The organism is Microbispora bryophytorum, from assembly GCF_043197435.1.
Classification (GTDB): Bacteria; Actinomycetota; Actinomycetes; order Streptosporangiales; family Streptosporangiaceae; genus Microbispora; species Microbispora bryophytorum.
Window position 1 is genome coordinate 664401 of record NZ_JBICTF010000004.1, and the last position, 14163, is coordinate 678563.

The following is a 14163-nucleotide window of genomic DNA, read 5'->3' on the forward strand; positions in this document are numbered from 1 at the left end:
TTCTCGACATTAGCGCTGAGATCATCAGCCCGTGACGGCGCGTAGGGCGCCGGGGCGGCGGCCGGTGAGGCGGTCGAGCCTGGCGGCGGTGGCGTCGTCCGCGGGGAGATAGGCGATCAGGAGTTGGCTGTCGTCGCCGGACAGGCCGAGGGTCTCGTAGGCCAGCCGTAGCTCGCCCACCTCCGGATGCGCCAGCCGTTCGACGCCGGTGCGCCCGGGCGGGCCGGGCGGGGTCGTCAACCGGTCGGTGAAGGGCGCGCCGACGGCGAGGGCCAGTTCGTTGACGAGGTGCTCGACGTGCGGGTCCTCGCGGGAAACCCCCGGTTTCAGCCCGGCGAGCCGCTCGTCGGCGACTCGGTCCCACTCGGGATAGGCGGCTCTGGCCCGGGGATCGGCGAAGACGTACCGCACCAGGTTGGGCGGCCGGCGGTCCAGCAATCCGATGGGGCCCGCGAGCCGCTCGTAGCCGTTCGTGTACGCGAGCACGTCACCGAGCCGGTTGACCACCAACGCCGGGGCGGGTTCGAGCCGGTCGAGCAGCGCCCGGACGGTGGGACGGACCGACTGCGCGGGCGGTCCCTGGCACGGGCCGACGAGCCGGCCGGCGCCATCGGCCGCCTTGAAATGGTGGAGCAGATGGAGGCGCTCGTCGGCGGACAGGCGCAACGCGTCGGCGAGGGCGGCGAGCACGGGCACCGAGGGATGACGATCACGCCCCTGCTCAAGCCGGGTGAGATATTCGACGCTGATCCCGGCGAGCGTGGCCAGCTCGGAACGGCGAAGGCCGGGGGTGCGGCGCCGGCCGCCGCCGGGCAGCCCGACGTCGGCGGGGGTGACGGCCTCGCGGCAGGCCCGCAGAAATTCGCCCAAAGTGGTGTCGCTCACGTTCGCAGGCTATCGAGCGGTCTCGTCTCCGAGCGTGGCCCTGTGGGGGCCAGTCTCGGCCCGGCCTCCCTCCGGTGGTCCCGGTCGCCGGATCCTTGGCGCTGCTCAAGGTTTTCCTACTTTGTGAGGAGCGCGGAAATGGATCTGGGACTCACCGGCCGTACGGTCATCGTGACGGGGGCCTCCGGCGGCATCGGGCGCGAGATCGCCCGCGGGTTCGCCGCCGAAGGGGCCGACGTGGTGCTCGCCTATCACCACTCCCAGGCGGGCGCGGAGCGGCTCGCCAAGGAGATCGGCGGACGCTCGCTCGTCGCGCCGTACGAGCTGGACGGCGGCGGATCGGCCCGCGGTCTGGTCGAGAGCGTGCTGGGGTGGTCCGGCCGGATCGACGTGCTGGTCAACAACGCCGTGCACTGGGGCGCGACCGAGCCGGATGCGGACCTCCCCTTCGACGCCGTGCCCGACGAGAGGTGGCAGACGGTGATCCGGGCCAACATCGAGGGCGCGCTGCGGCTCAGCCGGGCGGTCGTCCCGTCGATGCGGGAGCGCGGATGGGGCCGGATGGTGCACATCTCGTCGAGCATCGCGGTTGACGGCATGCCCGGCGGGGAGTACTACGGGGCGGCCAAGGCGGCACTGCACGGTTTCAGCAGGTCCGCCGCGTTCGGGCTCGGGAAGGACGGCGACATCCTGTCCAACGTCGTCATGCCCGGCTTCACCAGGACCGAGACCAACGTCGCGATGGTCGAGCAGGCGGGCGGTCACTACAGCGCGCGGGCTCCAATCGGCCGCCTGCTCGACGCCGCCGAGGTCGCGAGCGCCGTCGTCTACCTGGGCTCGGCCGCCAACACCGGCATCACCGGACAGGCCGTCAAAGTGACCGGCGGAGCCTGACTCCTGTTCGCGAGGGTGACCCGATGTGCGCCCGCGGGGGCCCCGGTCGATCTGACGCCGGACGACCTGCGGGCCCATACCCCGTGGGCAGTACCGCTGGCGCTTGGATCTACTGGCGCATCAGCTTGAAGGTGTGCTCACCCTCGGCGCCGATCTCGGCGTCGAGGGTCTTGTCGTCGAGCGCGGGTGCCACCCCCGCTTCGACGAAGACCCGGGTGTCCTCCTTCTCGATCACCTGGTCGCCGGCCAGCGGCGCACTCACCAGAGACAGTTCGAGCGAGGCTTCCTCGCCGGGCTTCGGCGCCAGTCGCAGGCCCGCCTGGTCGGGGATGTTCTCACCGACCGTCAGATCACGAATCGCCACGACGGCGTTGTCGGTCAGGGTCAGCATGGAAATGCTCCTTCACCAGTGGGAACGGGATCTCCGGGCACCCGGGGGGAACCGCGGGCACCGTCTGTGCCGGATGGCCCGACGGCGCGTCCGCGACCCGGCCACCTTGATTTCCATGGCCCGTACCCCCGATCCCGGCGCGAAACCACACAGCGCTCCGGTAAAAGGCATCCCGCGCCAGATCGGCTGATCGTGCCGCGTCGCAGCCGGCGAGAACCGGCCGCGACCACCTGAGCCCTGCTGCTCCCCCGGCTGGGGCCGGCCGGGTCCGTAGGTCGCCCACCGGGTCGGGCTGACCGACGCGGAGGTCGCGGGGATGCCGAAGGGCCAGGCTCTCGCCCGTCTCCAGCGCTACTGGACCGCCGAAGGCTGATGGCCCGTTCAACGGGTGACGGCGCGAAGGAGGCCGGTGCGCCGGCCGGCGGAGCCCGACCGGCGGGGCAACGGACCTCTCTCGCTCGTACGCGTCCAGATACACTTCTTGTATTAGTTACTTGTTTTTCCGTAGTAGTGAGTACTAGCGTCGTAGCCATGATTCTTGTCACCGGAGCGACGGGGCTCAGTGGATCGATCGTCGTCCAGGAGTTCGCCCGGCAGAACGCTCCCGTCCGAGCGCTGGTCAGAGACCCGGACAAGGCCCGGAAGCTCCACGGGCTGCCGGGTGTGGAACTGGTGGAGGGCGACATGCTGCGCCCCGAGACCCTGACGGCCGCCCTGCGCGGCGTGGAACGCGTGCTCATGATCTCCTCCCCGAGGGAGCGGATGGTGGAGACGCAGTGCACCTTCGTCGACGCGGCAAAGGCCGCGGGCGTGCCGCACATCGTGAAGTACTCCGGAAAGGAGTCGGGCGTCGGCTTCGATCCCGGCAGCTTCATCGGGACGCACGAGCATCTGGAGATCGAGCGCCACCTCGAGGCCTCCGGCCTGGCCTGGACCCACCTGCGCCCGAGCCAGTTCATGGAGTTCTACCTGCCCGGCACCCTCACGGGTGTGGATCCGCACCGGCGGGAGCTGCGCATGTCCATCGGCGACAGCAGACTGTCGCCCGTCGCCATCGAGGACGTCGCGAAGGTCGCGGTCGCGCTGCTGAACTCCGACGGCCACGAGGGCAGGGCGTACGACATGACCGGCCCGGAGGCGCTGACGATGAAGGAGGTCGTCGAGCACATCTCGGCGGCGACGGGAACCGCCTTCCGCCATGTGGAGCTGCCTCTGGAGGACAAGCTGCGCGAGTGCGAAGAGGCGGGGATGCCCGAACCGTCCATCCGGATCCTGAGGGAGCTGTTCGCCGAGCGCGGGCGGCGTCCCGAGTCGCACGTTCGGCTGGAGACCCACCGGACCTTCGGAGTGCGGCCCACGAGCTTCGCCGAGTTCGCCCGCGACCACGCGGCGGCGTTCCTCGGGCAGGCGGGTGGCGGCGAGCGGTGACGACGATGCGGGCCGTGGTCGCGCGGGAGGTCGGCGAGCCGGGCGACGTGCTCACGGTTCGCCGCGTGCCGGTGCCCGAGCCTGGACCGGGACAGGTCCTCGTGCGGGTGGACGCGGCGCCGGTGCACGCCGGCGACCTGCACGTCATCCGAGGCCGGTACGGCTACGCGCCGCCGTTCCCGGCCGTGCCCGGACTGGAGTGCGCCGGCACCGTCGCCGCGTTCGGGCCGGGCGCCGGGGACGGTGAGGACGGGCTGCGGCTCGGGCAGCGGGTGACGACGGTCGGTGTGACCGGAACCTGGCAGGAGTTCGTGGTCGCGGACGCCGCACAGGTGCTTCCGGTGCCCGATTCGCTGAGCGTCTCCACCGCGGCCCAGCTGATCGTCTCTCCGCTCACCGCGTGGCTGCTGGTCACCGGGCTCGGCCTCGGGCCCGGCGACTGGCTCGTGCAGACGGCCGCCGGTTCCACGGTCGGGCAGCTCGTCCTCGACCTGTCACGCCGACTGGGCTTCCGCACGGTGAACGTCGTGCGCCGCCGGGCCGCGGTGGACCGGATCCGGGCTCTCGGCGGCACGGAAGTCGTCTGCACCGAAGACGAGGACCTGCCGGAACGGCTGGCCCAGCTCACTGCCGCCCACCCGATGTCCAAGGCGATCGACTGCGTGGCCGGGCGAGTGGGGGCCGACGTCCTCCGGGCGCTGGCCCCGGGCGGGGAACTCGTGGTCTACGGGGCGTTGTCCACGCACCGCCAGACCGACCCGGCCATGCTCGGCATCCCCGTGCCCGCCGACGCGATCATCTTCGGCGGCAGGAGTATGCGCGGGTTCTTCCTCTCGCGCTGGTTCGCCACCACGCCTCCCCAGGTCGCGCGCCGCGAGCTGGGCGAGGTGATCGCGCTGGTCGAGAAGTCGGCGATGACCGTCCCCGAGGGGCAGGCGATCCCCGTGGAGCGCGTGCTGAAGGCGGTCCGCCTGGCCGAGGCGCCCGGCCACGGAGGCAAACCACTCCTGGTGTTCCAGACCGCTTTTATTTCTGGAGGATGGAATGAGTTCGGAAGTTCACGAGGCCGCCTCCGGCCAGGCCGAGGAGCGCGCCGTACGGGCCCTGTTCGAGGCGACGTCGGCCGCGTGGTCGGACGGTGACGCCGGGGCGTTCGTCGGCCGGTACGCGCAGGACGCGACCGTGATCCTGCCCGGGGTCCATCTGCGGGACAGGGACGGCATCCGGTCCGCCATGGGCGCCGCCTTCGCGGGGCCGCTCAAGGGGTCCAGGCGCATCCACACGACGGAAACCGTCCGGTTCCTCGGCCCGGACGTGGCGGTCGTGGTCACACGGAGCGTCACCACCTTCGCGGGGGAGGCGGAGCCCCCGGCCGACCGCTGGGAGCTGGCGACATGGACGCTCGTGCGGCGCGGCGGCGAATGGCTCGTCGAGGCGTATCACAGCTCCCCGGCGGGGCTGTCCGGCTGACCGCTGCCCTGTGGGTGAGGCCGTGGTGGACCGTCGCCGCCTCACCCACGCGTTGCACTATGGGAAAGCAAGCATCTGCTCCAGGATGAATAGGATGAGCGGGTGAGCACGGCACGCACGTACGGCGATCCCTGCGCCACCGCGCGCGCTCTCGACCTGCTCGGCGAACGCTGGGCGCTGATGATCGTCCGGGACCTGCTCTTCGGCCCGAAGCGCTACAGCGACCTGCAGAGCGGCCTGCCCAACGCCAGTCCCACCGTGCTCTCGCAGCGGCTGCGCGATCTGGAGGAGGGCGGGGTGATCCGGCGGCGCAGGCTGGGCCCACCGGCGCGGGCGTGGGTCTACGAGCTCACCGAGTGGGGCCACGACCTGGAGCCGATCCTCGTGCACCTGGGCCGATGGGGTCGTCACTCCCCCCTGAAGGAGACGACGACGCCTCTGGGGACCGATTCGCTGATGCTCGCTGTGAAGAGCCACCTGGAGCCCGGCCAGCTGGGCGACCTCGACGCCACATTCCTGGTCGACGTCGGCGGGGACGTCTTCACCCTCCGCGTGTCCGGCGGCGAACTCGCGATCCGCCGGGGCGAGCCGGATCAGCAGGACGCGGCGCTGCGGACCGACCCCGCCGTCCTCAAGGCCCTGGTGATCGACGGAACGCCGCTCGACCAGGCCGGGGAGCCGCTGGAGATCACCGGCGACCGCGCGGCCTTCCAGAGGCTGCTGGACGCCCTCGCCACAGACTGACCGAAGGGGAGATCGCAAGTGAGCCCGTCACCGGCATCGAGTGAGGTTTCGTCCCTCCTCGGCTACCTGAACTGGAAGCGGCAGCACGTCCTCGACATCCTGGACGGCCTGGACGAGGCGGACCTCCGGCGTCCGGTTCTTCCGTCGGCCTGGACCCCGGCCGGCCTCGTCAACCACCTCGCCCTCGACGTGGAGCGCTTCTGGTTCCGCGCGGTCTTCGGCGGCGACCCCGAGGCGGTGGCCTGGTTCGCTACCCCGACGGACGCGTGGCAGGTGCCCGGCGACCGGCCCGCCTCGGAGGTGTTCGACCTCTACCGCGAGGAGACGGCGCGCGCCGACGAGGTGATCGCCTCCAGCGACCCGGACCAGGCGCCGCGCTGGTGGCCGGACTACCGCGACGACCGGCCGCCGCAGGACCTGCGTCACGCGATCCTCCACGTCCTCGTCGAGACGGCGACCCACGCCGGCCACCTCGACGCGGTCCGCGAGCTGATCGACGGCAAGCAGTTCCTCGTCCTGGACTGATCAGAAGGGTCAGGAGGCGGGGCAGCGGTAGTCGGCATGGCGGTTGGGGGAGCAGCACACCACGCCGCAGGTGAGGAACCGGCCGCCGGTCAGCCAGATGCCCCACTGCACGTCCACGCCGTTGCGAAGTGTCTCGCGAGCGGTCCTCAGCCTGAAGTCGAGCCCGATCCGGGCCTCGTCGGCCGGGCGGAGGAAGGAGCCTTCCATCGACCGGTAGCGCTCCGCGAGCCAGGCGAGCGCGTCGTCGGGGGAGGCCGGGGAGGCGTCGATCCGGCGGGCCGGCTTCAGCAGCCAGTCGCACGTACGCATCGGCGGCAGCGGGGAGCCGGTGAACGGGCCGGGGTCGGCGGGCGGCAGCGGCGGCCGTCGCTCGCCTTCGTTGCGCAGCTCCGCCCCTATGCCGTTCCATGCGTAGCAGTGCAGGTGCATGGCGCTCCGTAGAGTGGGGGTGGTCCCTGCCCGCTATCACCGGGCAGGGGCCACCGTGCTCCTACAGTGTGGTCAGGCCGGCCGCGCGAAGCTCCTCGGCACCGGTGAACCGGAGAGTCCCGGCATCCGGGTTCTTGCTGTCACGCAGGGCGAAGGCGTCGGCCTCGCCCGGAATCGGGGCCGGCTCGACGCAGGACTCCATGCCCTCTTCCTGCTGGTTGCCGCCGCACAGTCGCCGGAAGCGCGCTCCGGCGAGGTCGCGGTCGTACAGGTCCATCGAGTTCCTTCCTGTCGGTGGTCCCGCCTTGGACGGTGCGCCGGCCGGGCGTCTTCATCGGGCTGGCCTTCATCGGGCCTTGCCGAGCAGCAGGTCCATCCACATGCGACGCGCCCGCGCATCGGGCAGTCGTTCGCTCTCCCTGGTCTTCGGCTGGTCGCCGCTTCGGTCCGTCCGGCGGACGAACAGCACCCCGCCCGACGCGCACAGCTCGTACGCCAGCGGCGAGCAGTGGTCGCAGGTGTGCGCGACAACCCGAGCGCGCACACTGCGCCTGGTCTCGCCCATCCACCGAATCGCGACGTGCCCCGGCTGCTCCGGAGCCACATGGAGTCCCGGGCAGCTGTCAGGGAGCCGAGGCAAGGGCGGCCAGGCTCTCCTGCTCGGCGATGACCCGGCAGAGCCCGGCCAGGTCGTCGCCGTCGACGGTCCGGGCGGCTCCGACTTCTTCGGCCTTGGCGGAGAACGGCCGCTCGCGAGTTGCCCACAGCCGACCGGCATCGCTCGTCATCACCCGCCAGCCCTCGGTCGGCGTGGTGCCTTTCCGTTTCGTCACAGCTCGGACCTCGATTCCTGATCGGGGGTCCCTGCGCGGCGTGGACCCGTTCCCTGTCACCTGCTATGACAGCGCTGCGTAACCTTCCCGGCACAGGTGCGGATGAGGGAAACTGAGGGCGGCCAAGGATCACCCCCGGATCCGAGCAGAGGTGCAGGCGATGAGCGACGACCTACCCCCATGGGCCGTACGGCTGCGCGCCGAGCGGCGGAACAGGTTGTGGAGCCAGCGTGAGATGGCCCGCCGGCTGGTCGAGGCCGCTGACGAGGACATCCGTCCCCACCTGCCCTCCCGGGAGACGATGATCCGCCGCATCAAGGCGTACGAGGCCGGACACAACCGGCCCGGCGATCCCTACCGCCTCCTGTACGCCCGAGCATTCGGGCTCACCGAGGCCGAGTTGTTCGGCGAGGACCGCGTAGCCGTATCGGGTCCGTGCGGTGCCGCGTGTCAAGGGAGACGCGATGACATCCTGGCGGCGGACTCGATCAATACCGGTGCCACGATGTACTCACCTCACTACGGCTCTGTAGCCCCGGAGGTCGTCATGTACTTCCTCGAACAGCTCCCCGGTCACTACAAGGCGGACATGTGGCTGGGGCCTCGCCATCTGATTCCGACCGTCGCCACCCAGGCGGAACTCATCAGGGAACTCGCCCAAGCCGCGGATGCGCCCGTACGTCGTGGTCTTCTGGGCGCCGGCGTCGCGTACGCGGCACTGCTCGGGTGGCTGTACCAAGACGGCGGTGACGTAGGCCCGTCCCGAGCCTGGCGAGCCGTCGCCCTCGACATGGCCCACCGTTCGCAGGATCCGCAGCTGGTCAGCTACGCCCTCACGAACCAGGCGATGCTCGCGGTGGACCTCGACGATGGGCATACGGTTGTGGACTACGCGGAAGCGGCCCTGGCCGACGAGACCAAGCTGTGCCCGAAGGCACGGGTACTCGCGCTGGTCCATCAGGCGCACGGCCACTCGATGCTGCTGGGGAAGGAAAAGGACCTGGTTGATCGACTGTTGGATCAGGCGGCCGAACTCGTGGATCATGTTGACGACGAATACCTCTGGGGCAACGCGTGCCATCGCACCCGGGGGTATATCGACGTGCAGCGGGCGACCGCCTACCTGCGGGTGGGCGCATACCGCGAGGCCGTCGCTCTCTGGGACCGGATTCTTGGCACAGCTCCGGAGTCGGCGCGTCGCGACAATGGCGTGTTCTGGGCACGCCAGGCCGCTGCCCTGGCCGCCGTACCGGAGCCGGAACGAGTCGTTCAGATCGCCTCAGCCGCCGCGTCCGCCGTCGAGGCGACGGGATCGGCCAGACTACGCAAAGAGTTCAAGGCCATTCCGCAGCATGCGGCCGCCTGGGCCGGCACCGCTGCCGGCCGCGAGTTGGCCGATATTCTCGCTCCGTTCGCCTGACATCACCGACGTGGAGACACGGATGACCACTCAGCCGCTGTCCGAAGAGGAGATCGCCGCTCACCTACGCGAGCTACCAGGATGGGAACGCCAGGGCGACACCATCGTGCGGACGTTCAAGCACACGTACCACGAGTGCGTTCACCTGGCCATGTACGTCGCCGCCAAGGCCCGGGAAGTCGGTCACCACCCCGACATCCACATCACTTGGCAGCGGATCCGCTTCGTCATCACCACGCACGACGCCGGTAACCGGCTGACTGCCAAGGATTTCGAACTCGCTCGTCACATCGACGCTGTCGCCGCTGGCCATCGTGCCGAGGTTGTTGGAGCAGAACCTAGTTCGTAGAGGTTGCCGAGGATCATGCATAAGTCGGCTGCCTTCCGAGGGCTCCCCACAAAAGCCGACCGATCTCTGTGGCGCATGTGCGTCAAGCTGTTGAAGGCCACATGGGTAGGTGCGAGGCTCTCAACTTGGAAAGAATCTGCGGGTCCAGCCTGAGTGCTGAGACTAGGACATGAGCGGCGAGCAGCGGGGGTATCGCGTTCCCAACTTGCTGTGCGATGTCACGTCCACGCCATGGATAGTTGGCGGGAAAGGTCTGCAGTAGCCCGGCCTCTGAGCTTGAGAATCGGTCAAGGATGCTGCCGGACAGCGTTATCACTCGGTTGCGAGAGATCTTTCCAGTTACTGTAAAAGCTGGCTCGTCGGAGGATCGCCGGCCGCGGGCTTTCGGGTCGCCGCCAGTGCCGTAATTGGAGACGACGACGAAAGGCGTCGGCCGCTGCAGCACGTCCCGCATCCTTACCCAAGGGAGCGGGCCGACGTCTCCCTCAGCGCGCGGTACCGCCTTAAGGAACGGTCGGTGGGTCGGCCTGGGCAACGACGCATCGCTCTTATAACGTGCGATCATGACTGCGCGGCGTCTAGTTTGCGGCACTCCATATTGTTCTGTGCGCAGGACGTCGCAAACTACGCCGTATCCTTCACCCGCGAGAATCTCTCCCATCGCTTCCCAAACCGGTAGGACGGCTGGCACCTGCTCTAGGATGATTGCCTGGTAGGGCTTTCCGTAATCTATTGCCTCAAGCGCCCATCTCAACGGTTCCAGCACTAGAGCTGTACGCTCATCGGACAATTTTGAGAGGTCTGCTTTGACGTTCTCTCGAGCGGCCATGCGCTTGGCGAAGGCGAGCACATCATCCAGGGCGCGGCGGCCTGCGCCGGATCCTGCCACGGTGTACGTCTGGCATGGTGGCCCAGCTGCCAGGACATCGGCATCCGCGAAATCTCTCGGCCCATACTTGCGTACGTCGCCTTGTTTTGTGAGAAGCCCCGCTGCACATCGAGTGGCACAAGCATTTGCGTCCCACTCGATGCCGAGGACAGGAATGCCCAGCCAGGTCGCTGCCACGTCGAGCCCACCAGGGCCGGCGAACAGGTCGATGATCCCGTACACATGATCTCCAGGCTGCCCGGCGATGTCACAGAGCGTAGAGCTGGCGAGTGCTCGCCGTCGACAAACCGTTACGGATCTTCATGGTGTCCGAAAGCATACTCTTCCATTGCCCACGTCCGCATGGTGGACGCTGGGACCTGTCTGCCGTGCATGGCGGTCCCGGACCTGACGCTTCACACCATCCGGAGTCGATCAGCCGGTTGCCTCGCAGGTTCTGCGTGCACAAGAAGACCGTCGAAGGCTGGGGGACCGTGCTTGAACGGAGGTTCTTGCAGGAAGCGGCCACCGGAGCAGTGGAGAGAGCGGCCCTGGGACAGTGGTGGCATGTCGGTCGTCGATCGGTCCCCGCGTACCTTGTCTTTCATGGGGTCGAGAGCAGAGTCCTGGGCTTCGAGTGAAGGCACTCGGGCGAGCATGAGAGCCAACAGGCCTCGTGACACCAAGCCTGAGCTCGCTTTACGGCGAGCGGTTCACGCTCTCGGGCTGCGTTACAACGTGGCCGCGCGTCCACTGCCCGCAGTCCGCCGGACTGCCGACCTTGTCTTCCCTCGCATACGCGTCGCGGTCTTTCTCGACGGCTGCTTCTGGCATGGGTGCCCTGCGCATCACAGTGTGGCCAAGACCAACGCTGGTTACTGGGCGGAGAAGGTGCGCCGCAATCGGGAGCGGGACTTGGAGACCGATCGCATGCTCAGGGAGGCCCGCTGGTCCGTTATCAGGGTCTGGGAGCACGAGGACCCCGCAGAGGCGGCGCAACGGGTTGCGAAGGTGATCCGAGAAATCCGGGCCTCGCAAACAGGTGACTTGCCGTCGGCGCCTTGACCGGATGGGTGCTAGTCAGTCCCCGTGGGATGGCAATCGGGTGACCGGTGCCGACTCCGCGCCACGCAGTCCCGAACTGGTGACGTCGATGTGCGTAGGGGCGTCGAGCTGGCCTTCGGCGTCTCCACCACCCGGATGTCCGGCATGGGTAGCGCTTGCTTGTCATGAGGGTAGGCGCCGCCTTCGACCACGGGGGGTGGGCGCTGCTGGGCGCGGAATGATGTCGGCCGGATTCAGTGTGCTCCTTGTCGGGCCCTCGCCCGTCTTGCTTATATGGGCTAACTTTCGCCTTTGAGATAGAAGGAGCGGGTGGTAAACCTTGGGACTGTAGGGGGTTCCCCCGACACCGTGTTGCCATGCCCCTGCTGCTTCCATGGGAAGAGCAATAAGGGGAGTCGCGGGGAACAAGGTCGACCGGGTAACTGGTTTGAGCACGAGCACTACACCAATCACGTGGTCGGCCTACGCGCTGGAGGTCATGGCGATCCTTCAGTAGCACGGGTAGCAGCGTGCGACATATACGCGAAATGATCAACTGTGAGGCGTCAGCCCCCGACGGTATGCGCCGAGGTGAGAGGCATCGACTACCGGACGTGACAGCCGCTCTCCTAAAGCAGGTGCGCAGTTCCTAATCGTGCTTGAGGAAAACCTGCGGCGAGGTCAACGTCTCGTCCCCTCCGGCCGGCGGGTCAGCACCTCCGGCACCCGGTCGTCCGCTCGCAGCCGACCGACGGACTGCGGCTCCACGTAGCCCAGCAACCTGTAGATCTTGGCATGGTCCGCTTCCAGATGTCGGCGATGGATCGGCTCGTGATGCATGATTCGATTACGCAAAAGGACCATGGTCTGCAGATTGTCACGCAGCGGCTCTCTCCTGCCCGAATAATATGGGAACGCCCCGTGCAAGGCCGGGACCCACAAGCGCCGGTCGTACTTGCGGCTCAAAAGCGACACCCAGAAGCCAAACGACAGCTCGGTGACCACGTCATCGGCCGGGGGCCGCCTGACACCTTTCCTGGCCAGCTTCTGATTCGCCGCGCTGACCTTGGCCATCTCGTACTCGTCCAGAGGAGCCACCCGCCACCAATCGTCCGTCCCGAACCGGTTCCGCAGCCGGTCGTGCTCGGCGTTGCGTAAACAGATCTCCAGCCAGTGCAGTGGCCCGTAAAACGCCTCGGACACCACGACGTTCCACTGATACAGATCCCACGCACCCAGACGATCGCCTGAGAGCGCATCGAGATACGAAGCGAAGCGCGGTACGGAGATCACCCGCTCGATCCATCCGGGCAGTTCGGTATGCAAGACGACACCTCCGAAGTCATCGCTGACGTGCAGCGGCACCTCGGGGTATGCTGGACGTCGTAAGCCCCGGGTCCGCCTCTGCTCTGCATGCCGCCCGGGGCACGGCTTTTCTTGATGCAATAGCCGTACGAATCCCGCCTGGACAGGCTCTTCGCTGTGCCGCAAAAGTCCAGCCGTACGATCATTTGGCACAAATGTATTGAGGCTACAGCGAACTGTTAACCCCTCTTATCCGGCTCACTGAATCAGCCGGCCTACCACAACCGTCTGGTCGCGACCGCGCCGACGCCGACGGTGTGGATGGGGGCGCGCTCATCTCCTCCAGCATGCGTACGTGTAAGGCTGCGCGTTCGGCCAATCGAACGTCGTCGCGCTGCGTCTCTCGCCCTCAACTGCTCGTGCCCCACAGCAACAGAGGATCACCTCAAGCTGACTGGAGCCCTTACATAAGAGGCTACACAGAGGGTACCCACTTGCTTTTTCGAGCTATTGGCTGGAAATAATACCAGCTAGATCGACTCTCTTCTACTGTTTCACGGACTGGGCACTTGACGGGCTAGCCCCACAGCCCGAATGGCCGATTCCTTTAAACTGGCAGACAGATTCGTGCCCGCGCTGCAACACGTTAGGGCCGAATCGCCAAAAGACCTAAACGCCGATTCGCCCGCCAATGTCTCTACATACAAACAGGCGACACAGTGCGCATTGAGAGTGAATATATACCGAGAGTGTCGTTCAGGTCAAGCATTACATGAACCCCGCTCTGCCCTATGCGGCGATAGATCACCATATTGTGCTAAATAATTCCATAGACATGCCTTCTGTCCCATTAGACAGAGACGTTCAGCCTGTGTAGATTGTCCACTTGTTCGAGCGTCCGAGGCCGCAAACAAGGCGTGGGGAACTACAGGCTCGAGTCGAGGTTGGAGACCGTTCCACCGCGTAGAGGAAGCAGGGTAGGTACACCGACATGGGCTAAAGGTGCCCGATATGGAGTGAGTGAAATACCGCTTATCCGCGCGCCCAGCCGAGCGATACAGGAAGGCACCTACCGCAGCGCCGCGCTGCAGGATGGACAACACGCCCGCAATGTGCACGTTCCAGTCTTTATGTGCACCGATCCACCACAACGGGAAAAGCGATCCAGGCGAACAGGGGCCAGCGTGGGGAACCACCAGCTCGGAGAAGGTCACCTGACATGACTGAAGAGCTCCTATGGGCTCCCACCGAAGCTCACGACATCAGCGCCAGAGCCCAAAAATGAGACGTCATCGAGACTGTTTTTGTCGCTTGCGTCGTCTAGATTACCATGCAGTCGGATTCGCGGCGTCGCGCACATCTGGCTGAAGACGAGTTCAACATTGGAGTCTGGTTTGCACGATTGGGATGGAGCCTGCCTGCGAAAGGCTGGCATCGTTGCCGAACTGTCCAATACCCACCGGCACGTCTACCACGCGGGTGAGGCCCTAAGCCCCGCATGTCAGACGACACCACGCCCAACAGGCCGCGGTTCCGCAAGAGTCGAAGCCGCTCCGACCGGATCTTCCGGTCCCAGTG

General features: G+C 67.2%; 17 protein-coding genes. 9 read left to right on the plus strand and 8 right to left on the minus strand.

Annotated elements, in window-relative coordinates; translation table 11 throughout:
- Positions 1–24: 24 nt before the first annotated feature.
- Positions 25–885, minus strand: coding sequence for a helix-turn-helix domain-containing protein (locus ACGFIB_RS16565; protein WP_357239433.1), 861 nt, complete (start codon positions 883–885; stop codon positions 25–27).
- Between the two features lie 138 nt (positions 886–1023).
- Between ACGFIB_RS16565 and ACGFIB_RS16570 the strand changes: the two genes are divergently transcribed.
- A complete protein-coding gene (locus ACGFIB_RS16570; protein WP_393372458.1) occupies positions 1024–1779 on the plus strand; it encodes an SDR family NAD(P)-dependent oxidoreductase in 756 nt (251 codons plus the stop codon).
- A gap of 109 nt (positions 1780–1888) precedes the next feature.
- On the opposite strand, the gene ACGFIB_RS16575 is transcribed toward ACGFIB_RS16570, so the two are convergent.
- The gene (locus ACGFIB_RS16575) at positions 1889–2170 is read right to left on the minus strand and encodes a Fe-S cluster assembly protein HesB (protein WP_142569609.1); all 282 of its coding nucleotides are present in this window, start codon (positions 2168–2170) and stop codon (positions 1889–1891) included.
- A 531-nt stretch (positions 2171–2701) separates the two neighbouring features.
- Here ACGFIB_RS16575 and ACGFIB_RS16580 point away from each other — a divergent pair.
- From ACGFIB_RS16580 to ACGFIB_RS16600, 5 genes are all read left to right on the plus strand, one after another.
- On the plus strand, positions 2702–3598 hold the full coding sequence (locus ACGFIB_RS16580; RefSeq protein WP_393372461.1) for an SDR family oxidoreductase: 897 nt from the start codon (positions 2702–2704) through the stop codon (positions 3596–3598).
- A gap of 5 nt (positions 3599–3603) precedes the next feature.
- Positions 3604–4740 (plus strand): zinc-dependent alcohol dehydrogenase family protein, encoded by a 1137-nt coding sequence (locus tag ACGFIB_RS16585; RefSeq protein ID WP_393372813.1) that lies wholly within the window; start codon positions 3604–3606, stop codon positions 4738–4740.
- Entirely contained in the window at positions 4643–5068 is a 426-nt protein-coding gene (locus tag ACGFIB_RS16590; RefSeq protein WP_393372465.1) for an SgcJ/EcaC family oxidoreductase, read from the plus strand. The genes ACGFIB_RS16585 and ACGFIB_RS16590 overlap by 98 nt, the downstream gene beginning before the upstream one ends.
- A 102-nt stretch (positions 5069–5170) precedes the next feature.
- Entirely contained in the window at positions 5171–5812 is a 642-nt protein-coding gene (locus ACGFIB_RS16595; protein ID WP_393372468.1) for a winged helix-turn-helix transcriptional regulator, read from the plus strand.
- Between the two features lie 18 nt (positions 5813–5830).
- The gene (locus ACGFIB_RS16600; RefSeq protein WP_142569619.1) at positions 5831–6337 is read left to right on the plus strand and encodes a DinB family protein; all 507 of its coding nucleotides are present in this window, start codon (positions 5831–5833) and stop codon (positions 6335–6337) included.
- Positions 6338–6346: 9 nt separating this feature from the next.
- On the opposite strand, the gene ACGFIB_RS16605 is transcribed toward ACGFIB_RS16600, so the two are convergent.
- The 4 genes from ACGFIB_RS16605 to ACGFIB_RS16620 all read right to left on the minus strand — a co-directional run bounded on the left by ACGFIB_RS16605 (position 6347) and on the right by ACGFIB_RS16620 (position 7599).
- Positions 6347–6766 (minus strand): hypothetical protein, encoded by a 420-nt coding sequence (locus tag ACGFIB_RS16605; protein ID WP_393372472.1) that lies wholly within the window; start codon positions 6764–6766, stop codon positions 6347–6349.
- Between the two features lie 61 nt (positions 6767–6827).
- A complete protein-coding gene (locus ACGFIB_RS16610; protein WP_393372475.1) occupies positions 6828–7043 on the minus strand; it encodes a DUF397 domain-containing protein in 216 nt (71 codons plus the stop codon).
- Positions 7044–7112: 69 nt separating this feature from the next.
- Positions 7113–7310: a hypothetical protein gene (locus ACGFIB_RS16615; protein WP_357259559.1), complete on the minus strand. Its 198-nt coding sequence runs from the start codon at positions 7308–7310 to the stop codon at positions 7113–7115.
- A gap of 79 nt (positions 7311–7389) precedes the next feature.
- Complete coding sequence (locus tag ACGFIB_RS16620) at positions 7390–7599, minus strand: hypothetical protein (protein WP_393372478.1); 210 nt, start codon at positions 7597–7599, stop codon at positions 7390–7392.
- Between the two features lie 160 nt (positions 7600–7759).
- On the opposite strand from ACGFIB_RS16620, the gene ACGFIB_RS16625 reads away from it, so the two are divergent.
- Both ACGFIB_RS16625 and ACGFIB_RS16630 read left to right on the plus strand, forming a co-directional pair.
- Positions 7760–9019, plus strand: coding sequence for a helix-turn-helix domain-containing protein (locus ACGFIB_RS16625; protein ID WP_393372481.1), 1260 nt, complete (start codon positions 7760–7762; stop codon positions 9017–9019).
- Between the two features lie 22 nt (positions 9020–9041).
- The gene (locus tag ACGFIB_RS16630; protein ID WP_393372484.1) at positions 9042–9368 is read left to right on the plus strand and encodes a 4a-hydroxytetrahydrobiopterin dehydratase; all 327 of its coding nucleotides are present in this window, start codon (positions 9042–9044) and stop codon (positions 9366–9368) included.
- A gap of 82 nt (positions 9369–9450) precedes the next feature.
- On the opposite strand, the gene ACGFIB_RS16635 is transcribed toward ACGFIB_RS16630, so the two are convergent.
- A complete protein-coding gene (locus tag ACGFIB_RS16635; RefSeq protein ID WP_393372487.1) occupies positions 9451–10479 on the minus strand; it encodes a DNA cytosine methyltransferase in 1029 nt (342 codons plus the stop codon).
- Positions 10480–10842: 363 nt separating this feature from the next.
- Here ACGFIB_RS16635 and ACGFIB_RS16640 point away from each other — a divergent pair, with 363 nt between their 5' ends.
- Entirely contained in the window at positions 10843–11301 is a 459-nt protein-coding gene (locus ACGFIB_RS16640) for a very short patch repair endonuclease (RefSeq protein WP_393372816.1), read from the plus strand.
- A 660-nt stretch (positions 11302–11961) separates the two neighbouring features.
- On the opposite strand, the gene ACGFIB_RS16645 is transcribed toward ACGFIB_RS16640, so the two are convergent.
- Positions 11962–12645, minus strand: a complete 684-nt coding sequence (locus ACGFIB_RS16645) for a hypothetical protein (protein ID WP_393372490.1) — start codon at positions 12643–12645, stop codon at positions 11962–11964.
- Between the last annotated feature and the right edge of the window lie 1518 nt (positions 12646–14163).